The 25250-nt window shown below is 32.8% G+C and carries 33 protein-coding genes; 9 read left to right on the top strand and 24 right to left on the bottom strand.

Annotation, left to right across the window (positions count from 1 at the left end; genetic code table 11):
• The 4 genes from QLQ95_RS21060 to QLQ95_RS21045 all read right to left on the bottom strand — a co-directional run bounded on the left by QLQ95_RS21060 (position 1) and on the right by QLQ95_RS21045 (position 3191).
• Entirely contained in the window at positions 1-1437 is a 1437-nt protein-coding gene (locus QLQ95_RS21060) for an MBOAT family O-acyltransferase (protein ID WP_320493529.1), read from the bottom strand.
• 93 nt (positions 1438-1530) lie between these two features.
• The gene (locus QLQ95_RS21055) at positions 1531-2067 is read right to left on the bottom strand and encodes an endonuclease V (protein WP_482501538.1); all 537 of its coding nucleotides are present in this window, start codon (positions 2065-2067) and stop codon (positions 1531-1533) included.
• 15 nt (positions 2068-2082) lie between these two features.
• A complete protein-coding gene (locus QLQ95_RS21050) occupies positions 2083-2655 on the bottom strand; it encodes a hypothetical protein (RefSeq protein WP_428239218.1) in 573 nt (190 codons plus the stop codon).
• Positions 2656-2669: 14 nt separating this feature from the next.
• The gene (locus QLQ95_RS21045) at positions 2670-3191 is read right to left on the bottom strand and encodes a hypothetical protein (RefSeq protein WP_428239219.1); all 522 of its coding nucleotides are present in this window, start codon (positions 3189-3191) and stop codon (positions 2670-2672) included.
• A gap of 217 nt (positions 3192-3408) precedes the next feature.
• On the opposite strand from QLQ95_RS21045, the gene QLQ95_RS21040 reads away from it, so the two are divergent.
• The 7 genes from QLQ95_RS21040 to map all read left to right on the top strand — a co-directional run bounded on the left by QLQ95_RS21040 (position 3409) and on the right by map (position 8120).
• Positions 3409-4251, top strand: coding sequence for a chromate resistance protein ChrB domain-containing protein (locus tag QLQ95_RS21040; RefSeq protein ID WP_095931215.1), 843 nt, complete (start codon positions 3409-3411; stop codon positions 4249-4251).
• 83 nt (positions 4252-4334) lie between these two features.
• Entirely contained in the window at positions 4335-4832 is a 498-nt protein-coding gene (locus QLQ95_RS21035) for a hypothetical protein (RefSeq protein ID WP_095931216.1), read from the top strand.
• Between the two features lie 75 nt (positions 4833-4907).
• Positions 4908-5303, top strand: a complete 396-nt coding sequence (locus tag QLQ95_RS21030) for a VOC family protein (RefSeq protein WP_095931217.1) — start codon at positions 4908-4910, stop codon at positions 5301-5303.
• A gap of 39 nt (positions 5304-5342) precedes the next feature.
• Positions 5343-5801 carry a GNAT family N-acetyltransferase gene (locus tag QLQ95_RS21025; protein ID WP_095931218.1) on the top strand — a complete coding sequence of 153 codons (459 nt, stop codon included), beginning with the start codon at positions 5343-5345 and terminating at the stop codon, positions 5799-5801.
• Between the two features lie 54 nt (positions 5802-5855).
• Complete coding sequence (locus QLQ95_RS21020; protein ID WP_428239220.1) at positions 5856-6425, top strand: Crp/Fnr family transcriptional regulator; 570 nt, start codon at positions 5856-5858, stop codon at positions 6423-6425.
• An 80-nt stretch (positions 6426-6505) separates the two neighbouring features.
• Positions 6506-7240 carry an SDR family oxidoreductase gene (locus QLQ95_RS21015; protein WP_482501534.1) on the top strand — a complete coding sequence of 245 codons (735 nt, stop codon included), beginning with the start codon at positions 6506-6508 and terminating at the stop codon, positions 7238-7240.
• A gap of 115 nt (positions 7241-7355) precedes the next feature.
• Positions 7356-8120 (top strand): type I methionyl aminopeptidase, encoded by a 765-nt coding sequence (gene map / locus QLQ95_RS21010; protein ID WP_320493539.1) that lies wholly within the window; start codon positions 7356-7358, stop codon positions 8118-8120.
• A 51-nt stretch (positions 8121-8171) separates the two neighbouring features.
• Here the strand turns inward: map and QLQ95_RS21005 are convergent, their stop codons facing one another.
• Together QLQ95_RS21005 and QLQ95_RS21000 are read right to left on the bottom strand one after the other, a co-directional pair.
• Positions 8172-8645 carry a serine O-acetyltransferase gene (locus tag QLQ95_RS21005; RefSeq protein ID WP_482501532.1) on the bottom strand — a complete coding sequence of 158 codons (474 nt, stop codon included), beginning with the start codon at positions 8643-8645 and terminating at the stop codon, positions 8172-8174.
• A gap of 114 nt (positions 8646-8759) precedes the next feature.
• Positions 8760-9161, bottom strand: coding sequence for a VOC family protein (locus QLQ95_RS21000; protein ID WP_482501530.1), 402 nt, complete (start codon positions 9159-9161; stop codon positions 8760-8762).
• A gap of 134 nt (positions 9162-9295) precedes the next feature.
• Between QLQ95_RS21000 and QLQ95_RS20995 the strand changes: the two genes are divergently transcribed.
• A complete protein-coding gene (locus QLQ95_RS20995; protein WP_482501529.1) occupies positions 9296-9646 on the top strand; it encodes a DUF2200 domain-containing protein in 351 nt (116 codons plus the stop codon).
• Positions 9647-9682: 36 nt separating this feature from the next.
• On the opposite strand, the gene QLQ95_RS20990 is transcribed toward QLQ95_RS20995, so the two are convergent.
• From QLQ95_RS20990 to QLQ95_RS20920, 15 genes are all read right to left on the bottom strand, one after another.
• The gene (locus tag QLQ95_RS20990; protein WP_482501527.1) at positions 9683-10240 is read right to left on the bottom strand and encodes a DUF4256 domain-containing protein; all 558 of its coding nucleotides are present in this window, start codon (positions 10238-10240) and stop codon (positions 9683-9685) included.
• Between the two features lie 12 nt (positions 10241-10252).
• On the bottom strand, positions 10253-10630 hold the full coding sequence (locus tag QLQ95_RS20985; RefSeq protein WP_482501526.1) for a DoxX family protein: 378 nt from the start codon (positions 10628-10630) through the stop codon (positions 10253-10255).
• Positions 10631-10632: 2 nt separating this feature from the next.
• Positions 10633-11100 (bottom strand): SRPBCC domain-containing protein, encoded by a 468-nt coding sequence (locus QLQ95_RS20980; RefSeq protein ID WP_482501524.1) that lies wholly within the window; start codon positions 11098-11100, stop codon positions 10633-10635.
• Between the two features lie 4 nt (positions 11101-11104).
• Positions 11105-11422, bottom strand: a complete 318-nt coding sequence (locus tag QLQ95_RS20975) for an ArsR/SmtB family transcription factor (RefSeq protein ID WP_008464153.1) — start codon at positions 11420-11422, stop codon at positions 11105-11107.
• A 126-nt stretch (positions 11423-11548) separates the two neighbouring features.
• Positions 11549-12601 carry a linear amide C-N hydrolase gene (locus tag QLQ95_RS20970; RefSeq protein ID WP_095931227.1) on the bottom strand — a complete coding sequence of 351 codons (1053 nt, stop codon included), beginning with the start codon at positions 12599-12601 and terminating at the stop codon, positions 11549-11551.
• A 146-nt stretch (positions 12602-12747) separates the two neighbouring features.
• Entirely contained in the window at positions 12748-14334 is a 1587-nt protein-coding gene (gene abc-f, locus QLQ95_RS20965) for a ribosomal protection-like ABC-F family protein (RefSeq protein WP_482501521.1), read from the bottom strand.
• 206 nt (positions 14335-14540) lie between these two features.
• Positions 14541-14912, bottom strand: coding sequence for a hypothetical protein (locus QLQ95_RS20960; protein ID WP_250836136.1), 372 nt, complete (start codon positions 14910-14912; stop codon positions 14541-14543).
• 215 nt (positions 14913-15127) lie between these two features.
• The gene (locus QLQ95_RS20955) at positions 15128-16060 is read right to left on the bottom strand and encodes a transglutaminase-like domain-containing protein (protein WP_482501519.1); all 933 of its coding nucleotides are present in this window, start codon (positions 16058-16060) and stop codon (positions 15128-15130) included.
• Positions 16061-16079: 19 nt separating this feature from the next.
• Positions 16080-16931, bottom strand: coding sequence for a substrate-binding domain-containing protein (locus QLQ95_RS20950; RefSeq protein WP_320493547.1), 852 nt, complete (start codon positions 16929-16931; stop codon positions 16080-16082).
• Positions 16932-17169: 238 nt separating this feature from the next.
• Positions 17170-17646: a DUF4265 domain-containing protein gene (locus QLQ95_RS20945; protein ID WP_320493548.1), complete on the bottom strand. Its 477-nt coding sequence runs from the start codon at positions 17644-17646 to the stop codon at positions 17170-17172.
• Complete coding sequence (locus QLQ95_RS20940; RefSeq protein WP_320493549.1) at positions 17646-18038, bottom strand: VOC family protein; 393 nt, start codon at positions 18036-18038, stop codon at positions 17646-17648. Before QLQ95_RS20940 ends, QLQ95_RS20945 begins: the two co-directional genes overlap by 1 nt.
• Before the next feature lie 5 nt (positions 18039-18043).
• The gene (locus QLQ95_RS20935) at positions 18044-18484 is read right to left on the bottom strand and encodes a DinB family protein (protein WP_428239227.1); all 441 of its coding nucleotides are present in this window, start codon (positions 18482-18484) and stop codon (positions 18044-18046) included.
• Positions 18485-18495: 11 nt separating this feature from the next.
• Entirely contained in the window at positions 18496-19365 is an 870-nt protein-coding gene (locus QLQ95_RS20930) for a nucleoside phosphorylase (protein WP_095931235.1), read from the bottom strand.
• A 111-nt stretch (positions 19366-19476) separates the two neighbouring features.
• Positions 19477-19809, bottom strand: a complete 333-nt coding sequence (locus QLQ95_RS20925) for a translation initiation factor (RefSeq protein ID WP_482501517.1) — start codon at positions 19807-19809, stop codon at positions 19477-19479.
• 110 nt (positions 19810-19919) lie between these two features.
• Positions 19920-20870, bottom strand: coding sequence for an isopenicillin N synthase family dioxygenase (locus tag QLQ95_RS20920; protein ID WP_482501516.1), 951 nt, complete (start codon positions 20868-20870; stop codon positions 19920-19922).
• Positions 20871-21060: 190 nt separating this feature from the next.
• Between QLQ95_RS20920 and QLQ95_RS20915 the strand changes: the two genes are divergently transcribed.
• On the top strand, positions 21061-23037 hold the full coding sequence (locus QLQ95_RS20915) for an alpha-ketoacid dehydrogenase subunit alpha/beta (protein WP_320493552.1): 1977 nt from the start codon (positions 21061-21063) through the stop codon (positions 23035-23037).
• 66 nt (positions 23038-23103) lie between these two features.
• On the opposite strand, the gene QLQ95_RS20910 is transcribed toward QLQ95_RS20915, so the two are convergent.
• The 3 genes from QLQ95_RS20910 to QLQ95_RS20900 form a co-directional block, all read right to left on the bottom strand.
• Positions 23104-24075 (bottom strand): quinone oxidoreductase family protein, encoded by a 972-nt coding sequence (locus QLQ95_RS20910; RefSeq protein WP_482501514.1) that lies wholly within the window; start codon positions 24073-24075, stop codon positions 23104-23106.
• Positions 24076-24201: 126 nt separating this feature from the next.
• Positions 24202-24777, bottom strand: a complete 576-nt coding sequence (locus QLQ95_RS20905) for a Crp/Fnr family transcriptional regulator (protein WP_320493554.1) — start codon at positions 24775-24777, stop codon at positions 24202-24204.
• Between the two features lie 9 nt (positions 24778-24786).
• On the bottom strand, positions 24787-25188 hold the full coding sequence (locus QLQ95_RS20900; RefSeq protein ID WP_320493555.1) for a glyoxalase: 402 nt from the start codon (positions 25186-25188) through the stop codon (positions 24787-24789).
• Positions 25189-25250: the final 62 nt, after the last annotated feature.

Genomic DNA, 25250 nt, shown 5'->3' with positions numbered 1-25250 from the left:
TTAAAATTGAAAATATATGAATTCTGATTCCTTTCCTCCAAACCAAAAAACTAAAATGATTAATATGTAATAGAAAGCATATCTAAAAACCGGTTTCCATTTTAACCCTAGAGAGGCAATAGCATATTCTTTTTCCCTTCCAAGCCATTCTATTAAAATGAATATTGTAAGTAAAATCAAGAGGTTCGTTGGTCTAATTGTTGGAATTGAGAAGACAGATCTTGAAAATATTTGGGAAACATACTGAAATGCGTGTCTCAAACTTTCTGCTCTAAAAAAGATCCATGCAAATACGGTTAAGCTAAATGTAATTGCAATAGATAGAAAATCCTTAAAACTTGGAAAAAGTCTTCCTTTTGCAACAATTTCTATATTATTCCTATTGGTATTAAACAATATTGAAGGCATAATAAACAAGGCGTTTAATAAACCCCAGAAAATAAAGGTCCAATTAGCTCCATGCCAAAATCCGCTTACGATAAAAATAATAAAGGTATTTCTAACTTTTATTAATGTGCTTACTTTACTTCCGCCTAACGGAATATAAAGATAATCACGAAACCAACTTGAAAGAGAAATATGCCAACGTCTCCAAAATTCAGCTATATCTCTTGAGAAATAAGGAAAGGCAAAATTCTTTAAAAGATCTATTCCGAAAAGACGAGCAGTTCCTAGGGCTATATCTGAATAACCTGAGAAGTCTCCATAAATTTGAAATGTAAAAAAGATTGCACCAAGTACATGATCACTTCCTGAATGACTTAACGAATTGTTGAAAATTTCATTTGCATATTTTGCGCATTGATCAGCGATTACTATCTTCTTAAATAATCCCCATAAAATTTGTCTTAAACCATCAACAGCATTATTGTAATTAAAAAAACGCTCTTTTTTTATTTGAGGAAGAAGATGAGTTGCACGTTCAATTGGCCCTGCTACCAATAATGGAAAGAAACTAACAAATAAAGAATAATCAATAAAATTCTTTTCTGCTTTAATGCGACCTTTATAAATGTCTATCACATAAGATAGTCCATGAAATGTATAAAAAGAAATACCAACTGGCAGAATAATTTTAAGCGTCCATAGATTGATTTCTAATCCTGTGTTTTTTAAAGCGTCGGCTAAAGACTCTACAAAGAAATTATAGTATTTAAATATCCCTAGAAAACCTAAATTGATTGATATGCTTAACCAGAACCAAAACTTTTTCCAATTCTGATTATCTGTATCAGCCATTTTAATTCCAGTAAAGTAATCTAGTAATGTTGAAAAAATAAGAAGAAATAGAAATCTATAATCCCAACAAGCATAAAAAAAATAACTCGAAACAAGTAAAAGAATATTTTGAAGCTTTAAACTTTTCTTGGCAAAACACCAATATAAAAGAAAGACAATCGGTAAAAAAATGGCAAAGTTTATAGAGTTAAAAAGCATGTGGTATTATAGATGTTTAATACATTTATTAATCAAAAAATGTTTTTAAAATATTTTTTTTGGCGAATATAGAAACTAACTTTTAAAATTACCTTAATGAGATTCTGTTTTTTTATTCAAGATTAAAACATTCTCCTTACTCAGTCTATCCAATTCTTTCAGCAAAGTTGGAAATCTAAACTCGCCGGCCATGCTCTCCACTTTTTTGTAGGCTTCATCCAAATTAATTCCGATAGAAGTTATGTATAGTGGTTTCTTGCTATCGCCTCTGAATAGGGCCTTTTTATTCTTTTCTATAGAAGCAAAATTGGTTTTGGCGACACCAATAATTGGAATTTCTTTATTTAACTTTTCGTATAAATAACCGCCTAAACCGTATTTGTTTTCATCGTTTAAATAAACAAAACCATCAACTATTATAACCTCTATAGTCGACAAATCTATTTGTTTTAATAAGCTCAGAATACAAGGCAATTCTCTTTTGTAAAACTCTCCGGGTATATATTCTTCTACGTTATCTATTATTTCTGAATGAATTTTGAAGTTTTTGTCTTCGTTCCATTCGGCAAATTCAAGACAGATTGTTTTTGCTTTTTGGCCAAAATAATAGGTATCAAAGGCTAAGATCATAAGGGGTATGGTAGTTTATTTTGAATTAATTTTCTGCAATTCAGCATACATTTCGTTTAAAAAAGACTGCTGTTTGCAATCGTCTTTAAAATAACGCTGATAAATAACACTGCAATTCTCTACATCAGCTATATTTTCTTTATTGAAAGACCAATCATCAGTATTTTTAATTGTTATTCCTAAATCATCATCGCAACTTTGCCAAAGTTCTGAGAATTTAGTTTTTTGATCCTCTCTCAATTTGCTGAAATCGGCAGTAACAGTGTAACCGCGCATTTCTGAATTAAAGAACTTATAAATCGATTTTATAGGAACACCGCCCCAAATTAGTTCTTTTCCTTCGGGAAATTCTATTGTCGTCAGTTTTTCTTCTTTTAGTTTATGATCTTGCTTTCCTTCTTTAAAAAACTGCTCTTCGTAAACTAACTTTGATCCTATTGGAACTGGAACTTTTTTTACAATTAAAGGTTCTGTAGTAACGAAATAGGGATAATCTGGAGCTGAGTTTCCACCTGTCGGGCTCATATTCATAACGCATCCTGTAACGATCAAAGCAAATAATGAGCTAAATGGTCTTAAGAATTTCATATTCAATAATTTTACTAGTGCCCTAAATAAGGAGCGGCCATCATTTCGGTCTTAATATATTTTTCAGAAACAGTATCTGTATCTATAGGTTTCATTTCACTTTTAACCTCTTTTAACCAGCCTTTTTTATCTGGAACATAACTTTCAATTAATGCGCCACCATGATAGGGATCGTAATAGTTAACCGTAAGAATTAAAGTATCTCCTTTTACTTTATAAAATCCCTCTCTGGCAATCTTACCTTTTATGGTGGCATATTTTTGAATATTTGCTACAGTAGATTTAGTATTCCCGAATGTGAAATCGTATTCAATCAATACATCATTTGGAGTTTGTTCGGACATTAAAGTATTCATTTTGTTTTGGTAAACATCATAGACATGTCCTTTAAGTTTTATTTTTGCTATTCGCTGGCTTTCTTTAGCGGTATTACTATAAGAAACAGGAACCTGTACCGTTTTTCTTATTTTCTTTTGTTGAGAATGTCCGCTAAAAGTACCTAAAATCAAGGCAAATACAAGAAATATACTTTTCATGTTTTATATTAAATCGATTAACTGGAATCCTTTCTCTTTTAAGTTAAAAAGTTTTTTTTTTGAAGCTAATATAGGAAAAATCATCACTTAGCGATTGAAATAAATTATTTAACTTAAATAAACGATCTATTAAATTTAAAATCAGGTTTTTGAAAAATCCTAAAATATAATGTAGTTTAGCTAAAATTTAAAAAAAATTCTTCAAAAAGTATTTCAAATGAAATGGATTACCAGAGAAAGACCCAAAATAGATCGAATTGCCTGTCCGTGGCTTATTCGAAAATTTGTCGATCCTGAATCTGAATTTATTTATGTTCCTTTTAATGACGTTATAACCAAGGCAAAGGAACTTGGCGCCATTCCGTTTGATATTCCAGATGTTGAGTTTACTCATTATAATGAAGAAAGCACTTTTGATTATATAGTCAAAAAATATGAAATTAAAGATCCGGCAATTAAGATTATTGCAGGAATTGTACGCGGCGCTGATACTGATAGGCACGAAATTGCTAAAGAATCGGCGGGACTTTGGGCCATTTCTGCTGGATTGGCTTATAATATTACCGATGATTACGAGCTATTAGAAAAAGGAATGCTTTTGTATGATGCCTTATACAGTTGGGCAACACATTTACATCAGCAAAATCATTTGCAGAATAGTCCATTTGAAAAACTATTGCATGAAGTGTATAATAAGTTTTTGAATGACAAAAAAACATCGGGCAAAACGCCATCTTGGGTAAAAGATTTAAAAAATATAATTCAAGATCAGATTGATACTCAGTTTACTTTTGATTTAAAGAAAATTTCGAGCGAATTAGATTTGAATCCGTCGTATTTGTCTCGAGAATTTTCAAAGCATTTTGAAGATTTGAATTTTGGCGAATACGTTAGAAAACTTCGTATTGAAAAAGCAATTCATCTCATCGAAAATTCCTCGAGTACTTTAACAGAAATTGCTTATATAACGGGCTTTTCTGATCAAAGTCATTTTACGAGAATTTTCAAACTTCATACAGGAAAAAATCCTTCTTCCTATAGAAAAAAAACAAAAAAGTAAACCAGATACAAAAGGTAAATTGGGTTCTATTTTTTGAAAACGAATGCTTCTAGCTTTGTTTGTCTAATCAAAAACTAGAAACAATGTCATTTAAGCATATTTTATTTTTTACAGTACTACTTACAGGTTTTACGTCTTTTTCTCAAACTACATATCCTAAAATAGTGGGATATTTTGGCATTATGCATCCAATAGTTACAATTAATGAAGATGAAACTACTGTAAATTTTAGGGATTATTACGCTGTTGGTTTTCCTACTGGAATAAATATCTGGAAAAACGAAAAAATCGGATTCTCATTTGAAATCGTTCCCAACATAAAAGAGGATCAAGGAACGAGCAAAGTAACCAATTTGCTATTTCATCCAGGTGTTTTGGTCGCTTTAGGAAAAGGCTACACATTTGCCGGAAGAGCAGCATTTGAAAGTGGTGGCAGATATGGTTTTACTCCAGTTTTTAATAAAACAATTATAAAAAATACAAACTGCAGTTACTACGTTGCTGTGCCATTGCCCGTTCGTTTTGGAAATGATCATCCTGCTAGTTTTACGGTAGGTTTTCAGTTTGGAATTGCTTTTTAAGGTTCTTAAATAGAATTAAACCAAGTGTTTACCAAATTAATTGATTAATTTAGTTATCAATAAAAACTTAAGTTTATGAAAACTAAAATGATATGGGCCAACTTGGTTTCGAACGATATACAGAAAACAATTCAATTTTATACTGCTCTTGGTTTTAAGCAAAACGGAGAAGAGACAAAAGAATTAGTTAGTTTTGTTTTTGGAGAAAATGATTTTGTAATTAATTTTTTCGCGCCAAAAAGACTAGAAAATGCTATAAAAGGAAAACTATCCAACACGGCTGTAGATAATGAAATTATATTTTCTTTGTCTGCAAATAGTGTAGAAGAAGTGGATCTTTGGCATCAGAAAATAAAAGAAATAAAGGGAACTGTTTTTTCTGAGCCTGAAAATTTCGAGGTCGGTTATACTTTTGGTTTTTCAGATCCAGACGGGCATAAATTTAATTTTCTGTATTGGCCAGGAATGTAAATTTTAATCAAAAAACATCTTAATTCTAGAAACAAAATAATGCAAATAATAGAATACACATTTGGAGAATTTCTTATTACAACAGACAAATCTAAACTAGACATTACTGCAATACATGATTTTTTGTCTAAAGATTCTGGATGGAGCGATAATATTCCGTTAGAAAAAGTAAAAGTTTCAATTGATAATTCATTGAATTTTGGGCTTTTTCATGGAGAAAAACAAATTGGTTTTGCTAGAATTATATCCGATTTTTCGACTATAGCGTATTTAGGAGATGTTTATGTTTTGGATGATTATCGCGGAAAAGGACTTTCTAAAGAAATGATGGACTGCATTATGTCGCATCCTAATTTGCAAGGCTTGAGACGATGGATTTTACTGACTTCTACTGCAGAATGGCTTTATAAAAAATATGGTTTCCAGAATGTTCCTAACCCAGAAGTTTACATGGAACTTTACAATCCAAATGTTTATAAGAATACTCAAAAAGTCTAATTCTTTTTGCCATATGGCAAATTCTCAATAAAAACTTATACTTAACTTTCGTGCATGAAAGAATTAGTTAATTATATATTGCAGTTTGGCAATTTGAATCAGCAACAGATTGATTTGATTTTGACGAAAGCCAAAGAAAAAGAAATCAAAAAAGAGGGATATTTTTCTGAGGCAGGAAAAATAGCCGCAGAAGTTGGATTTATCGTTGACGGAATAATGCGTGTTTGTTACTACAACAACAAAGGTGAGGAGATTACTAAATATTTTATCGACGAAAATAATCTGGTTGTAGATTTAGAAAGTTTTGACAATAATATTTGTTCTTCTGCTTATGTCCAAGCGGTTACAGATTGTAAAATCATTGTATTTTCTAAAGCCGAATGGCAAGAATTACTAGATACCATTGTAGGTTGGGACACGATTGTGCATAAAATCATTTCGAAAGCATTAATTCAAAAAGTGGCTAGAAGAAGTCCGTTGGTTTCAGAAGATGCTACAACTCGTTATTTGTCATTTATGGAAATGTTTCCAAAAGTAATCAATAGAGTTCCACTTTCGTATCTCGCTTCTTATCTCGGAATAACCCAATCGTCTTTGAGCAGGATTAGAAAAAACATCCGTTAAAATCGCTTTTTGTCATATGGCAAATGTTTTTATTTTTTATCCGTGCAATTTTGCCTCAGATAATTTTAAAACATAAAAAAATGAAAATAGTATTAATTACAGGCGCAAATAGAAGCATTGGTTTAGAAACTGCTAAACAGCTCTCCAAGAATGGATTATTTGTTTATTTAGGAACGCGTGATCTTGCAAAAGGAGAAGAAGTAGTAAAGGAACTGAATGAAAAAGGATTTCAAAATATTCGAGCTATTCAAATTGATGTTACAAATGCAGAAAGTGTTTTAGCAGCAAAAAATAGCATTGAAAAAGAAAAAGGCAAATTGGATATCCTGATCAATAATGCTGGAATTCTAGGTGATATTCCACAAGATCCTTCTACAACTTCTATCGAAAACATTCAGAAGGTTTTTGATACGAATTTCTTCGGAGTCATAACCGTTACACAGACTTTTCTTGAATTATTGAAAAAATCAGACAGTCCGAGAATTAGTAACATAACATCTGGACTTGGTTCTCTGACTTTGCACAGCGATCCAACTTGGAAATATTATGCAATAAAAGCCATTTCGTACGTTTCTTCCAAAACTGCTTTAAATGCCTTTACAGTTACTTTGGCTCATGAATTAAAAGAGTCTTTCAAAATAAACTCTATTGATCCAGGTTACACTGCAACCGATTTTAACCATCATAGCGGACCAGGAAGCGTAGAAAGTGCAGCAAGTTTTATAATAAAACACACTTTAGTAGATGAAAATGGACCAACAGGAAAATTCTTCAGTAATGATATTGAAGACGAAAGCGAAGAAAGTCCTTGGTAAAAGAAGAAAACCCTCCAAAGTCATTGATTTTGGAAGGTTTTAGCATTATAATAACGATTCGTTCTAGAGAAAAGTAGTAAATTTAACCCGTTATTAATTTTTAAGAAACAAAACAATGTCCATTACAACTGAAGCAGAATTAGCAGGAATGAAAAAAATAAGTGAAGCTGTTGCTTTTACTTTAAAAGAAATGAGAAAATTTGCCAGACCTGGAATATCTACAAAAGAATTAGACGATTACGGCGGACAAATTTTAAATGATTTAGGAGCGAAATCTGCGCCTTATCTAACGTATGGATTTCCTGGTTGGACTTGTATTAGTGTTGATAATGAATTTTGCCACGGAATTCCTTCCGAAAAAAGAATTTTACAAGAAGGCGATTTAATAAATATAGACGTTTCTGCTGAATTAGACGGATTTTGGTCAGATAATGGAGGTTCTTTTGTAATTGGTTCAGATGTAAACGAACATCAAAAACTTGTCGATGCTTCTAAAGATATTTTGCATAAAGCGATTCACAATATAAAAGGCGGCGTTCGTATTTCTGATATTGGTTTTTTAATTGAGACAGAAGCAAAAAGACGCGGTTACAAAGTAATTAAAAACCTCACGGGACACGGAGTAGGGAGAAGTCTTCATGAAGCGCCACATGAAATTGCGAATTACAGAGATCGTTTTAATCAAACTAGATTTAAGAAAAATTCTGTAGTAGCAATTGAAACGTTCATTTCTACCGCTTCTACATATGCTGAAACCCTAAAAGATGGTTGGACAATGGTTGGAAATAAAGGCGGATTCATGGCACAACACGAACACACGATCGTGGTAACAGAAGGAAAACCCATTATTTTGACAGAAATGAATGAGATTTGGAATTAAGAAAAAACATAAAATAAAAGCTCCATTAGAAATAATGGAGCTTTTGTGTTTTTAAACAGATTTATTCTGTTTCTTAAATTCGTTAACTAAATTTTTATTCGCTTCAATTATCTTACTTGGATGTATCATATTTGGGTTGAATATAAAATCGTAATTCATGTCTTTTGGCTTAAACTTATTTACTCCAAAAGCTACACTATTGGGCGGAATATCTTTTGTGATAATAGAACCAGCACCAATAACAGAATTTTCTCCAATTACTACAGGACCCAAAATTTTAGCTCCATCGGCAATTATAACATTTTTAGCAATAATAGGGTTTCCAACATTTTCCCATTCTTTACTAATTTTATTATACTTCAAATTGGCTCCGATAGAAACGTTTTGAAAAATTACTACATTTTCGCAAATTTTAGAAGCAACAATTGTACACCCGCGTCCGTGATGCGCAAACAAAACACTCTTGTCCATTTCAGCACAATTGATTTCACAGCAATAGAGTTTTTCTAATAAATTAGAAGCCATTTTCCGCAAAAAATTATTCCTTGAATGGCAGTTTATTTCAACCAGTTTATTAAAAATACATTTTTTTATTCTTACTCAACCATTTACCATCAACAATTAATAATTCACCATTATCTAAGCCGGTTCCCAAAGCTCAATTTTATTGCCTTCTGCATCCATTATATGAACAAATTTTCCGTAATCATACGTTTCGATGTCATCAAGAACAGTAACACCGTTTGCTTTTAATTGCGTTACAAGCCCTTCAATGTTTTGAACACGGTAATTAACCATAAAATCTTTCTTAGATGGAGAAAAATATGCATCCCCTTTCTTAAAAGGGCACCATTGTGTTGATTCGATTTGCTCTGGATTTTCAAGATTTCGAGATTCAAAACTTGCAGAACCCCAATCGTTTATTTCCAATCCTAAATTTTTAGCATACCAATCTTTTGTTTCTTTCGGATTGTCAAGAAAAAAGAAAATTCCGCCAATTCCAGTGACTTTTGGCGTAATTTCATTTGAATTATTTTCCATATAATTAGTTATTTAAGATTGTTTAATCAATGTCATTTTTAAGTCTAAGGTATTAAAAATATTCATTGCGTTTTCCTTTTTTATTCTTTTGATTTATCTTTACATCAAAGCTTTTGCACTAAAATATAGCATTTATGAAAACGGAAAGAATTTACAAAATACTATTTTCTAGCGTATATCCTTTATACATTCAAAAAGTCGAAAAAAAGGGGAGAACAAAAGAAGAATTAGATATCGTAATCAAATGGCTTACAGGATATAGTGACGAGCAAATTAAAGCACAAATTGAAAAGAAAGTAGATTTCCAAACTTTCTTTGCTGAAGCTCCAGAAATCAATCCGAATGCATCCAAAATTACTGGAGTCATCTGTGGATATCGAGTAGAGGATATTGAAGATCCATTAATCCAAAAGATGCGATATCTGGACAAATTGATTGATGAAATCGCCAAAGGCAAAAAAATGGAAAAGATTTTAAGAGAATAAAAAAGACCTTCAAAAGTACTTGAAGGTCTTTAATTTTTAAACTCTCAATAAACCGCGAAAGCCTCTAGCAGCATAATAAGAATCGGCCCCATTATGATATACAAAAACAGTATTATATCTGTAATCGGAGAATATTGCACCTCCCAATTTTCGTATTTCTGACGGAGTTAAAATCCAGCTCGAAGTTTTAGCATCAAATTTTCCTAGCTTTTGCAGTTCTTTATATTGTTCTTCGCTTAAAATTTCAATTCCCATCTCTTGTGCCATATTGATAGCGCTGTCGGCGGGTTTGTGTTCTTTTCTTTTTTCTAGCGCCTCATGATCGTAACAAATGCTTCTGCGACCTTTAGGACTCTCCGCTGAGCAGTCTACAAAAAGATATTCATCTGTTTTTTTATCATAACCAATAACATCCGGTTCGCCTTCCGTTCTTTCCATTTCATCAAGAGACCACAATTTTAAAGGACTAGCTTTTAATTTTGCTTCTATTTTTGCCCAATCCAGATTTTCATGTCGGCTTTTATTCTTCTCAAAGCGTTTTTCAAGAATGCTCAAAAGTTCTTCTTGCTCGTTTGCTGTCAATTGCTTTTTCATGATTTGAGTTTTTTAGTTAGAGTTGCATTTTCTATTTTCTGGTCTGAAATACCAAGAAACTACAGTTAAAACAATTAATAATACAGGTCCAAAAAGTGTTGAAGCCTCATCTTTTATAGCCAAATGCGACACTACAGCCCCAGACATTGCAAAAAAGAAGCCTGCATATGCCCATTCTTTCAATAAGCCAAATTTAGGAATCAAAATTGCGATAACGCCTAAGAGTTTCCAAACACCTAAAAGCGTTAAAAAGTATAGAGGATAGCCTAAACGTTGTATCATTTCTACCTCTTCTTTCATTGGTATAAGTTGTACAATACCGGTAGCCGTCATTCCTAAAGCCAGCCAAAGTGTAGCAATCCAATAAATAATTCTATTACGTTTTGTCATGATTATTTTATTTTAGTTACAATTTCTTCTAGTCTATTATGTGCCATGTTCAAACCTTGAGCAAAAGGCAGTTTCAATTGCGTCGCTCTATGTTCGATCGATTTGTAAATAATCTGCATCGTTAATTTACTCGTGTCATCTGTTAGTTTTTCGAATTCAAGAAACTCCAACTGAGGCGCAAAATTGATATTTTCCATCTCAAAAGTGCGCACTATCTTTTGGTTGGGAACAAAATCATGAATAACACCATTGGCTTTAAAAACTACATTTCCATTAACATCGCTTGTCTCAAACTCCCAGCCACCATATTTTTTATTTTCGAGTCTCAAAACTTTTGTTCCCATCCATTGCGCTACAATTTCAGGATCTTCATAAGCTTTAAATAATAATGCTACAGGCAAATCAAATTCTCTTGTAATTACGAGGTCGTGCCTGTCATCTTCAGCATGAATTTTGGTTTTCTTTTCCATGGTTTTATTTTTTGTAGTTTTTCATAATTGATTCTAACTTATTAAAACGATCATCCCACATTTTTCTAAAGGGTTCGATGAATTTGTCAATTTCTTTCATTTTTTCAGGATTTAAATGATAATAAATTTCTCTTCCGTTTTGTGTCTGATGCAATAATTCGCATTCGTTTAGAATTTGAATATGCTTTGAAATCGTCTGTCTTGACGAATTAAAATTCTCGGCAATTGCCCCAGGAGTCATTGCCTGAATAGCAACTAAACTTAAAATAGCTCTTCGAGTAGGATCGGCTATTGCTTGAAAAACGTCTCTTCTAATTTCCATTGCGCAGTTATTTGACTGCAAATATAATGAAGTCATTTGACTGCACAATATTTTTTTAAGTTTTTTTCAAAAAGAAAACCTTCAAACTTTTCAATTTGAAGGTTTTACGTATGCTTTTCATTAAGATTAATCTAAACCAGCAAACTGAAAAGGTTTTGTTTCTTTGAAGTTTAGAAGAGAATCGCCCGCATAGTTTTCATTATTGGCGAGACTCAATTTCTTGATTTTTCCTTTTTCGCTAAAATCAATTTTACTGAATTCGACCCAAATAACATTCGGATTTAAAACATTGTCAAAATAATAAACCAAGTTTTTCTGGTCAGCTACCGTTCTCCAACGCGTAGAGGAGATATTAGGTTCAGTTTCAGACGAAATCCCAAGAGGAACAGAACAGTTTCGAATTACACCAAAAACACTAGCCAAGGCCGTTCTTGTATTATCAGTCTTTGGGATTGCATCAATATAATAGGAAGCTCGTACAAAGCGATCTGCTGCACGGTTCGTTCCTGGAAGCATGATTGTGCCTGGAATTCCTTTCCAATACGCATTTATAGCCAATTGCTGGTCAAAAATCGGAGAATTGGTCATTGTCACATACTTTCTATCATGATGAATAACCAGTTTGCCATTTATATATTCAAAAATGGCATTGTCTCCACTAGAATCGGAAATAGATAAATGGACCGTAGCAAAAATATTGGTTCCTGGAATGTGTGAAGAGGCAATTACAAAATCGTTTTTTTCTAATGCCGATACTGTTTCTGCAACAGTCGAAAAATTATCCAAAACATATTGAAGCCATAAAGAAACAGCCAAACCTTTTACTTTTCCGTTTTTCTCAAATGCAGGATATTGCGATTCTACCAGCCACAAAAGATTCCCTACAAGTCCTTTTTCGTTCATTCCATCAGAAGAAGCAATATCCCAAGAACTCGTAATGACACTTCCGTATTTGGATTTCCATTTAATAGAACTCGTTCCAGCTTCTCCAGCTCTTTCAATTCCGCGAGGAAAAATCCATAAATTGGCAGGAATTTCTCCACGCCAATCCATTGAACGTGCTGTAATAATTGTTCCGTTCAAACCTTCGTAAACAACTCTTGTACAAGGAAGAACAGTTTCGGTTATTAATAAAGTAAATGCAAGTAGGGCGGGAAAAATTCTGTTTTTTGGCTTCATAAAATTTTTAATTTTAATTAAACGTTTAATTTGAATTTCATCAGTTTTTACTGCAATTTACGGAAATTTTAATTCAATATTTTGAATATCAAATTAATACTAAAAGAAAAGCGCCAAGAGAATTCTTAGCGCTAATTTTTTTGATTCTAAAGTGAAATACTTTTTTCGATATTAATTTGTTCCAAAAACGACTGATCGTGCGAAATCACAATTAAAGTGCCTTGGTATTCATTGATGGCCGCAGTAAGGATTTCGATATTTTGAATGTCCAAATTGTTTGTTGGCTCATCTAGAATGATAATTTCTGGCGCTTCGTCGCTAATCGTTAGGCAACACAGCATTAAACGCATTCTTTCGCCACCGCTTAACGCATTACAAGGCTTGTCCCAATCATTTCTAGAAAATAAAAAACGATTTAATCTCATCTTTATATCGTGTTCTTCCAAACCAGAATCGTTAAAAATCTCAGCTTGCTCATAAATTTTCAAGTTTAGGTTTAATAAAGAATAATCCTGATCGATGTAAATTGCTTTTTTGGCTAAAGAAGTAATTTGTCCTTTTGTTGGATTCAACTCGCCCAGAATAATTTTAATTAAAGTAGTTTTTCCAGAACCATTTAATCCCCTTATTACCAAGCGATCACCAGACAGAATTTCAAAACTTAGATTTTCATTCCAAAGATCTTTCTCGCCATAACTATAATTGATTTCTGAAGCTTTAAAAAGCGTTTTTCCCTTAAGAAAAGAAGTGTTATTAAAACCAAATTTCATTTGATCTATAGCGGGAAGCGACGAACGCAGGTTTCTTAAATCTTCAGAAATGCCGCTTATTTTTTCCCCATGAACATCCTTGATCTTTGAACTGCTGTTTTCGGCTTTATTTCGGAGCGTATTCATCATAATTCTGGCAATACCCGATTTTTCCTGTTTCTTTTTTCCTCTCGAATCTAATTTGTTTTGGCGTTCGATACTTTCTCGTTCTTTTTCTTTGGCTTTTTTCAATGCCTTTTCTTTGCTCTGAACGTCTTGTTCTAAAGCATTATTTTCTACTTTTTTCTGTTCGCTGTAAAAGTCATAACCTCCACCATAGACCGAAATTTCATTTTTTGTCATTTCTAAAGTCTTATTCAGAATATTAAGCAAAGTTCTGTCGTGGCTTACAATTAAAAGCGTGATTGATGTTGATTTTATAAAATCGTACAATAATGTTCTTGCCGCAAAATCCAAATGATTACTAGGTTCGTCCAATAAAACCAAATCCGGTTCATGAATCATAATTCCTGCCAGAAATACTTTTGTCTTCTGTCCGCCACTTAACGTTTCCATTTTCTGGTTCAAATCCAAATCATGCAATTGCCAATAGGAGAGAGCTTCATTACAGCGTTCTTCAATTGTCCAATCATCATCCAGTAATTGAAGATTTTCTTCGGTTACTACACCTTCAAGTATTTCTTTAAGTGAAGCTATTTTTTCCTTTATTTGCAAAGCTTCAGCAATCGTCAAGTCATTAAACTGACCGAATAATTGCGGAACAAAATAAGGTTTAGAATTCTGAATTATTTGCCCTGAAAAAGGTTGCAATTCGCCAGCAATAATTTTTAATAAGGTTGATTTTCCGACACCATTATTTCCGACCAAAGCGGTTTTATCGTGATGGTTTAGCGTAAAGCCAATGTTTTGAAACAGCATGTCTTTATTCTCATGCTGATAAGAGATATTTTGAAGAATAAGCATAATTCCTTTCTTTTATAGATAAATATTCTAGCCATCACAAAATCGTGATCGCTTACTCAATTTTCCTGAAAGAAATTATTTTTCACATACAGCAGTGCTTATTTAAGAAGTGCAAAGATATTTATTTTAGTTTTAAAAATCAAAAAACCATTCTTTACAATTGTAGCGAATGGTTTTTTGTATCAAATTACAAGGTAATTTGTATTCTAAATTTTATCAAATGTTAGTTTGGCTTCTTTGGTATCTAAAATTAATTTATCATCTGTGATCGTGCTTTCACAAACATATGGTGTTCCAACTTCGTCTTTAATAACAAGTTTTTTACCTTTTTGACTTAACGCGTAAGTTCCGTCTGTAATTTCACGAAGCAAATATCCAGTAACATGCCCATCTTCCGTAAAAGTAAGCATCCCATTGGTTAAAATTGCATTTTTTGTAGAATCAGAAACGGTTTCTTTTGGTTCTACGGCACTAACTTTCCATGAATTCACAAGCTTGTCTCTTTTACGATGACATGAAACAATTAATACAACGACAGCAATGGCAATTACGAGGGTAAATAATTTTGAGTTTTTCATGATTTTGTGATTAAAAGTTAAACAGGAAAAAGTTACAAAAAAAAATAACATTAAAATATTCGTAATCAAATATTTATAAAGATTTTTTTTACTTCTAAAAATGAATTGCTTTTAATACAGAAAGTCTTTGTTTTCGGGACTTTTACTGATAACCAGTTGGTTACGAGTTAACGATTAAAATCGTCTTAATTGGACAAACTGACTTTTAGAGGCTACTAATTAAGTGTTAAAGCTCCTAAAATTTCCTCGTACATGAATGGACCTCCAGGATAAGTTGCGGTATAATCCAGATTCATCCAAACCTGTCCGCGCTCGTCTATGTGGTAGTGTAGTTTTTTGCCGTAGCTTTCTTTTACAAAAAGAACGTTTTTGATAAGATAATTGACTTTTTCTAGATCAATCATCGAACCAATTAAAATTTCAGGATAAATGTGTCCTTTGGTATGAATAAGGCGAGGAGTTCCGCCAATAGAGCGCACAGCAGCCGCCATCAAAATAGAGTGATCATCGCAATCGCCTGAGAAATACTCAAGTGATTCGCTGGCGGTTGCGATATAATCACCGTCTTTTGGATCGTTTACATAATTCCATCTGCCGTTTATTTCTTTAAAAACAGCAAAACACTGAATTATGGTACGATAATCTGAATAGCCTCTAATGCCTTTAAAATGCTTTGCAGTTGCCATAATAGCAAAGTTTCGCACTTTAGGATTTTGATATTCAATAGCATTTAAAATCTTTGATTTATTAGGAAATGGAAGCAGTTTTGCCACAATAATATCCTGCGGATATGGATTATCTGACATCGTGTAAATCATAGAATTGTAATCTTCAGAGATTTCGTTAAAACCATAATTTCCAATTACCGATCCGTAAAATAAAATCAACAAATAAACTGCCACACACAGAATAATAATTGTTCTAAGATACATCAGAAGAAAAAACACAGTTGCAAAAACAAAAATAAAGATGAATACACGATCTAGATTGAATGCCCATTCTAAATCGATCAAATTTTGATGCAGTATGATGAAAATCGGTATTGTGATCAAAAGACTCAACATCGAAATAATAATCCTATCCCACGGCGATTTCACCTGTAGTTTGGATTTTAAATGCGGTAAGTCAATTTTAGGGAATTTCATCATACGAATCAAAAAGCAGTATTTACAATGCTTTTACTGTTTCTACAAAAATACTTTTTTTATCAATAATTCCCAGATCAAATAATTGATTTTGAATTTTATTAAAAGATTTTTCTGTCAAATTTTTCTGTGACCATTGAGTCAGTTTCAACCATTCTTTAATATCCTCTGCTTTTTGATTAAACAGTTCAGATAATTTTTTGTCAATTTCTGGAATTTCTTTAAAATCAACCGTTGTTTTGTTGATTATTTTAAGAATCGTCTCTACCGTTTTGGCATTCTTTTTTAAAAACTCATCACGCCCCACAATAATAAATGAAGGCCAAGGAGTAGGGCAGTCGTCAATTCTTCTAAAAACACCTTTATCTACAAGTGGTTTAGTCATAAAACGTTCCCACATAAAATAATCGGCTTTTTTATTGGTCAAAGCATCAACAGCGCCATCTATAGTATTTACGATTTCAAATTCGAGATCATCCATTTCCCAGCCTTGCTCATTTGCATTTACATAAGCCATTAATTGTGATCCCGATCCTAATCTCGAAATAGCTGCTTTTTTGTTTTTAAGATCTTTCAACGTCTGAAAATCAGATTTTGCATCAACGTGAATTCCCCAAATTAAAGGAGATTGCACATAAACCTGAACAATTTTGCTCGGATTTCCAGCTGAAATATCTTTTAGAATTCCTTCGGTTAAAATAACAGCAAGATCTGTTTCTCCGTCTCGAAGCATTTGGCACATTTTCCCGGTTCCCTCGGGTACATTTGTCCATTGTAAATCGATGTTCTCTTCTTCAAATTCGCCGTTTTCGATGCATAGATGCCACGGCAAATTGAAGTGTTCCGGAACACCCGCAATTTTGACAGTTTTCATTTATTTTAAGTTTAAGTTAAGTTGCTTGGTATGCGTATGCGTAATCTTATGGTTAAATTTGGTTAGTTTTACTTATTGTTCAAAATTATTTTAACACATAGAAACATATCTTTTGCAAATTTTAAAAAAAGGCGTTTCACTAATTTCAGTCCACATAGCTATGTGTTAAAGCTTGCTTTTTCTATAATCTCAAACAGATTCAATAAAAATCTATGTTTCTATGTGTTTAAATACAATATTAGTTTTTTAATAAATCTGCTCTGTGCTTTTCTGAAAGACAAGGTTCTGCAAATTCAATAATGTCTTGTGATTCATATTCGTTCAAAAGACTTCTTACCAAAGAATAATCAATGTCTTTGGTTATTTCTGCTGCAAAAAATGTTTCATTCAATCCTTCAGACAAACAATTTAGCGCTTTTAATCTTTCGCGAATGATTTCTTTATCAAAACCTTTTTCTAAAACCGCAACCTGAATAATCGAGTTTCCAGAATTCTGGATCGTTTTTCTATGCATAAAACGTTCTTCCATTTCGTCATATTCTGCATAAAAAATATCATCCGTAGCAATCAAAGGTCCAAAGAATGGAATATTATCCAATTTAAAAAGTCCTTTTTCTAGATCTATAATTTCTGCCCACATGGTTTCAGACACTACTTCATCTAGATAATCACTATAGTATTTAAATAATATTTTCTTATGAGTTTCCTGTTCCATTATTCAATTTCGCTAATTACAGCTTTTAAAGGTGATATTACAATTCTATAACCATCGGGATCCTGAATCATTTTTCCATTTTCATTCCAAAACGGATTCAGCGAAGGTATAACTGCAATATTCTGTTGCGTTAATTTATTTACTAATTTATCATAATCTGCAATAGTTTTAGGATATAATACCATTGCGTCATCTTCATCAAAAGTATGTTTGGCCGTGACTTTAGATTGCGTAAACTCAAAATGCCAGTCTAATCCTGGTTTTCCAATAAAAACGCCATCATAATTATTATGATTTTCAAATCCGCCTAATCGTTCAAACCCGAGTATGTCCACATAAAAATTCTCCATTTTTTCTAAATCATTCGTATGTCGTGCCACTCGTAAAAACATAAATGCTATGATTTTATTTGATTAATATGATGTTCTAAATGCTCTACATAATCGGTCATCAGAAACCTTAAATCAATTACAGATTCATCGCTTAAAATGATTTTATAATCCAAAGCATTTTCGTCAACAGATTTCATGATTCTAACAATCTGATTATTTATTGAAAACCATAATTGAGTTAGTTCCTTAATGTCTGTTTTCTGATACTGATTTAAATTTACTAATTCGATCTGATTATACGGTCTGTGCCTATACGGTTTTTCCGAATAATTAATCTCTGTAAAACGTACCAGATTATGGATTGCAGAATCTACCAAATGACCTAAAACCTCTTTCTTAGACCATTTACCAGGATTTTTTGCGTCTAAAATTTCATTCTGTATTGTTGGAATATAATTTACATTCTCATTCAATAACTGTTCAAATTTGAGAATAACACTTTCCATCAAGATGTTAATTAGTTTCCTGCTAATTTATTTAATGTATAAGCAATTAGTTCATCTACTGCTTTATACGGATCTTCACTGAAAGTTCCGCTAGCACGATTTGCAATAATAGCATTAAGCGATAAAGCATTGTGACCTAGTAGAGCCGAAAGCCCGTAAATTGCCGCTGTTTCCATTTCTAAATTAGTGATTTTAGTTTCATTAAAACTAAAATTATCCATTTTGTTATTCAATTCTTCATCTTGAATATTCAAACGTAAAACTCTTCCTTGTGGACCATAAAATCCTCCAGCAGTTGCCGTAATTCCTTTAAAAATTTTATCTGATTCTATTAGTTTTTCTAATTTTTCAGAACATTGCGTTACGTAAGGTTTTCCTTTTTTTGGATCCCAGTTCGTATGTGCTACAAATGCATCTTCAATTTCGGTAATAGAAACATCGTCAATTAAATAGGAGCGAAGCATATTGTCTAATCCCAACCCAAATTTTGACATTACAAAGCTATCAACTGGAATATCTTCCTGCAAAGAACCCGAAGTTCCAATTCTGATAATGTTTAAAGAAGTCAATTTTTCTTTTGGCTGACGCGTTTTCAGATCAATATTTACTAAAGCGTCCAATTCGTTTAGTACAATATCAATATTATCAGGCCCAATTCCTGTAGAAACTACCGAAATTCTTTTGCCTTTATAAATACCAGTTTGGGTTTTAAATTCTCTCTTTTGAGCAGAATGTTCGATTGAATCGAAAAATTGAGTGATTTTTTCTACTCTATTTTGGTCACCAACAAAAATAATGTCGTGTGCTATATGTTCAGGACGAAGGTTTAAATGGTAAACGCTTCCGTCAGGATTTAGTATTAATTCTGATGATTGAATCATTTTTTTTTAAGTTTCTAAGGTTCTAAGATTTTGTTTTTTTGTTTTTTGTTTCACGTTTCAAGTTATTTATAGCAACCTGAAACCTTAAACTTGAAACTTTTAAACAATTAATTATCCTCCTACACGTTTGGTTTTGAATCCTTTTTCTTTTAGGATTGCCATAATTTTATCTCTATAATCGCCTTGAATTATAATCGAATCGTCTTTAAAAGTTCCTCCAACGCTCAATTTGGTTTTAATTTCTTTGGACAAGATTTTAAAATCTTCATCAGAGCCTTCATAACCTTCAATTATAGTAGTTGGTTTTCCTTTTCTTTTTTCAAATTTACAAATCATTGGCTCTTTCTGAACATAAAGAACGTGTTCTTGTTCTTCAACTTGCTCAGGTTCATTCGATTCTACGTGATCTGGAAATAAGTTTTTTAATTGATCTTTAAAGTCCATATTTTTTTATTCTAAAAATAAATTTCAAGCATAAAGATATTTAAAAATTAAATTCCAAACCCCAAGAAAAACTTGGAATTTGGAATTTTTAATTTAAAATTTATGTAAGTTTATTTTTTAATTAAACCTAATTCTACTAAACGTTCGTATAAGAACTCTCCAGCAGTAATATCTTCATATTTCTTCGGGTTTTCTGCATCAATACAATTTTCAAGGCAATCCAAACGCATATCGCTTACTGGATGCATGAAAAATGGAATTGAATAACGTGAAGTTCCCCACAATTCTCTTGGCGGATTTACAACTTGATGAATTGTAGATTTTAATTTGTTGTTAGTATGTCTAGACAACATGTCACCAACATTGATCACCAATTCGTCATCTTGCGCAATGGCATCGATCCAATCGCCATTATGGTTCTGAACTTGCAATCCTTTACCTTGAGCTCCCATTAATAAAGTAATCAAGTTGATATCACCATGAGCTGCTGCACGAATTGCGTTTTCTGGCTCAGAAGTAATAGGTGGGTAATGGATTGGTCTTAAGATTGAGTTTCCTTCTTTTGCATAATTGTCAAAATAAAACTCATCTAAACCTAAATGTAAAGCCAAAGCTCTTAAAACATAAACCCCTGTTTTTTCTAGTTTCTGGTACGCTTCTTTACCCACTACATTAAAACGCGGTAATTCGGTAACTTCAACATTGTTTGGGTATTCTGAAGCCCATCTTGAATCTGCGTCAACGTATTGACCAAAATGCCAAAATTCTTTTAAATCTCCTTCTTTGCGTCCTTTAGCATGTTCTTTTCCAAAAGAAACATAACCTCTTTGTCCGCCGATTCCAGGAATTTCATATTTATGCTTAGTCTCTATTGGCAAGGCGAAAAAATTTCTAATTTCACCATAAAGTTCGTTTACCAACTGATCATCAAGGAAATGACCTTTTAAGGCAACGAAGCCAATGTTTTCAAATGCACTGCCGATTTCATTTACAAATTTTTGTTTACGTTTCGGGTCGTCCGAAAGGAAATCACGTAAGTCTACACTAGGAATGTTTTGCATACTTTACATTTTTTATTTTAAAAGATAAAAGGTGTCATAAGCACCTTTCGCTAACAAAGGTAGATAATATTTTAGAAAATAATCTTAAGCTCAGGCATTAAAAGCAGATTTCTTATTAAAATTTTATATCATAATCCAATAAAATTGGCGCAAATTGTTATATTTGAAACACTAAAAAACAAAAATTTTCATGATTTTTTACCGACAAAACCTTACTAACACCGAGTTATTAGATTTATATAAAAAGATATTAAAGCCAAGATTGATCGAGGAGAAGATGCTGATCCTGATACGACAAGGAAAAGTCTCTAAATGGTTTTCTGGAATAGGACAAGAAGCCATTGCCGTTGGAGTAACTGCCGTTTTAGATCAGTCCGAATACATTCTTCCAATGCACCGAAATCTTGGTGTTTTTACAACAAGAGAAATCCCGCTTCATCGTTTATTCTCGCAATGGCAAGGAAAAGCAAATGGTTTTACCAAAGGACGAGACAGAAGTTTTCACTTTGGAACGCAAGAATACAATATTATTGGAATGATTTCGCATTTGGGCCCCCAGTTAGGAATTGCTGACGGAATCGCGCTTGCGAACAGACTTCAAGACAATAAAAAAATCACTGCAGTTTTTACCGGAGAAGGCGCTACAAGCGAAGGAGATTTTCACGAAGCTTTAAATATTGCCGCCGTTTGGAAATTGCCTGTAATGTTTATCATTGAAAATAATGGCTACGGACTTTCAACTCCGACAAACGAACAATATGCGTGCGAAAACCTTGCTGATAAAGGAATTGGTTACGGAATTGAAAGCTGGATTATTGACGGAAATAATATTGTTGAAGTTTATAATAAATTGTCTCAGCTAAAAAAGGAAATGCAAGAAAATCCGCGTCCTATTTTGTTGGAATTTAAAACGTTCAGAATGCGCGGGCACGAAGAGGCGAGTGGCACAAAATACGTTCCTCAGGATTTAATGGATCAATGGGAACTGAGAGATCCTGTTACCAATTACAGAAAATATCTAACGGAAAACGGAATTTTAACGGCAGAACAAGACGAACAATTTCACGCCGAAATAAAAAAAGAAATTGATGAAAATTGGACGATGGCAAATGCAGAACCTGAAATCGAACCAACTTACAGTGGAGAATTAGATGATGTCTATAAACCATTTCAATATGAAGAATATACACATAATTCTGATTCAACAAATATTCGTTTTATAGATGCCATACGAAACAGTTTGGAGCAATCTATGTGGCGCCATAAAAACTTAGTTCTTATGGGGCAAGATATCGCCGAATACGGTGGAGCTTTTAAAATAACAGATGGTTTTGTTGATGCTTTTGGAAAAGATAGAGTACGAAATACGCCAATTTGCGAAAGTGCCATTGTCTCAACAGGAATGGGATTATCAATCAACGGATATAAAGCAATTGTAGAAATGCAGTTTGCAGATTTTGTTTCAACTGGATTTAATCCGATTGTAAATTTATTGGCTAAATCTCATTATCGTTGGGGTGAAAATGCTGATGTTGTTGTTCGTATGCCTTGCGGTGGAGGAACTCAGGCAGGACCATTTCATTCGCAGACCAATGAAGCTTGGTTTACTAAAACTCCAGGTTTAAAAGTAGTTTATCCTGCATTTCCTTATGATGCAAAAGGACTTCTAAACACCTCTATTAATGATCCGAATCCAGTTTTATTCTTCGAACATAAATTATTATACAGAAGTATTTATCAAGATGTTCCAACAGACTATTACACTATTCCTTTAGGTAAAGCGGCGTTGGTTAAAGAAGGTAATTCTGTTACCATTATTTCGTTTGGAGCACCCGTTCACTGGGCTTTAGACACTTTAGCAAAGCATCCAGAAATTGATGCTGATTTAATTGATTTAAGAACTTTACAGCCTTTAGACACCGAAACCATTTTCGCTTCTGTAAAAAAGACAGGAAAAGCTATAATCTACCAAGAAGACACTATGTTTGGTGGAATCGCAAGTGATATTTCGGCTTTAATTATGGAAAATTGCTTCGAATATCTTGACGCTCCTGTAAAACGTGTAGCGAGTTTAGATTCTCCAATTCCGTTTACAAAAGCACTTGAAGATCAGTTTTTACCAAAAAATCGTTTTGAGGAAGTTCTCCTTGAGTTACTAAGATACTAAGTTTCTGAGATGCTGAGTTGCTAGGACGCTAAGAAAAAAACTTAGAATCTTAGCAACTTAGAAGCTTTAAACAAGAACTACCAAGCGTTTCCCATCAGAAAGTTCTGCATTCCACATTTTCTCAATATCCGATAAATGAACGGTTTCAATATTTACTTTTAGTATATTTTTTGAAGCCAAAAGAAACATTTCAGAAAGTATTTCAGAAAACAACAATTTGACTTCTTCTTTTGTCCAGCTTCCTAATCCTGAACCGGATAACTGAAGATCAACGCTTCGTAAAATCTGTGCAGATAATTGAATAGTATCTCCAGACATTGAACCTACAGAAACATATCTCGTTTTATGCGTAAAGTTTCCTTTTCCTTTTAAAACGGAAAGAATAAGTTCTGCCGAATGTCCCCATAAATAATCAATTACAATATCTATTGGAGTATTTTTATGTATTTCTTTTAACTGAGAAACAAAAGATTCGTCTTCTTGTTTTAAGGAAACAATTTCATCTGCACCAATCTCTAAAAGATTTTCAAGGCCTTTTTCGTTTCTTCCCGTAACAATAATGTTCTTAGCCCCGTAATGTTTTGCAATTTGAACTGCCATTTGTCCTGTAAAACCAGTTGCTCCATTTATTAAAACGGTTTCACCAGGCTTTACTCCGGCTCTAAAACGAAGCGCCATTGCCGAACCTGCAACTGCATTTGGCATTGCTGCGGCCATTGCATCGTCAATTCCGTCTGGTAAAACCACCATTCGGTTTTTCTCCACTAAAGTTTTTTCGGCGATTGTTCCTGAGATTCCGCGGGCGTAAACTTTTGTTCCGTTTTCTAGAACTCCAATTCCGTCACTTCCGACTATAAATCCGTTTTGATTTTCTTTTTCCGAAGAATAATGATCTCCGCTTGCAATGCCTTTATCCAGATTTGTAATGGCTACGGCTTTTATCGAAACCAAAATTTCGTTTTCATTTGATGCAATTGGCTCCGGAAACTCTGCATATTTTGGCAATTCGCCTTTTGTATAAACTACTGCTGCTTTCATAATTATTAAATTTTATGAAGCAAAATTAGAAAGCCGTTTATAGGTAGACGATAACATTTGTTATCAAATTTTCTTAAACCATATAAGTTATTATATACGTCAATTTAAATTTGGCTTAAAAGGCCATTATTCTTTACTTACTAATTTACTTTTCAGTCTGCTTAAATGCACAGTAGTTATGCCCAAATAAGAAGCAATATAATGTTGTGGAACACGCAATATGATCTGAGGCCTTTCTTTAATTAAATTAGTATAACGCTGTATAGGGGAGTCTTTTATAAATGAAACAAAATATTTCATATAATCAAAAGTACGCTCAAAAAGCATATTAATGAGTTTATCTCTCAATTCTGGAATTTCTTTTATTTCTTCGAGAATTTTATCCAGATCATTTTTATGAATCCACCACAAAATTGAAGGCTCAATCGTTTCTATATTTGTCGGACTTGGAAGTTTCTTCATAAAACTTTCGATAGAAGCGACGCTCTGATTTTCAAAAAAGAATTGCGTAGTGAGATCTTTTCCGTTATTGTTAAACCAAACCCGAATACAGCCTTTTTCGATGATATAAAGTTTTTTGGAAACTTCGCCTTCTTCTAAAAGTGTCGTTTTCGCGGGAACTTCTAGACGATTAAAATAACCAATGTATTCGTTCCATTTTTCATCGGTTAAAGGAAATTTATTTCTGAATTGGTTAAACATTTTTTCATTCTATTTCACTTCCACTTCAAACAATTGCACCTGATTTTTCAATCGGTCAATCAATAAATTCATCATTCGTTTATTTAAATCAGAAGAGTTTTGAATGTAAGTATTGTATTCCTCTACAGTAAAAAGCGCCATTACAATTCCTTTTAAAGAATTCCTGAATTTAATGTCTTTCTGAATAGAATTTTCGATTGTCTGTAGTTTTTTTTCAACCGAGTAAGAATAAAAATCTGGTTTGTTTTTGTTTACATAATTGATAAAAACCGCGATGAATAAGTCGTTTTGGAGTTTCAAAATAGGCCTGATGGTCTGGTTTTGAAAGATCTCATCTGCTGAAGATTGAGCACTTACCGTTCCTAAAGTTTCGCCTCTGAATTCTTTTAAAAAAGTGTCTCTATCTTCCATGTTTTTTTCTTTTTAGTTTTATTTAAAGTTAAAGAAATAATCCCATAGTAAAAACCTATTTT

The organism is Flavobacterium sp. B330r, from assembly GCF_056824325.1.
This window is presented reverse-complemented; position numbering and strand designations above follow the sequence as displayed.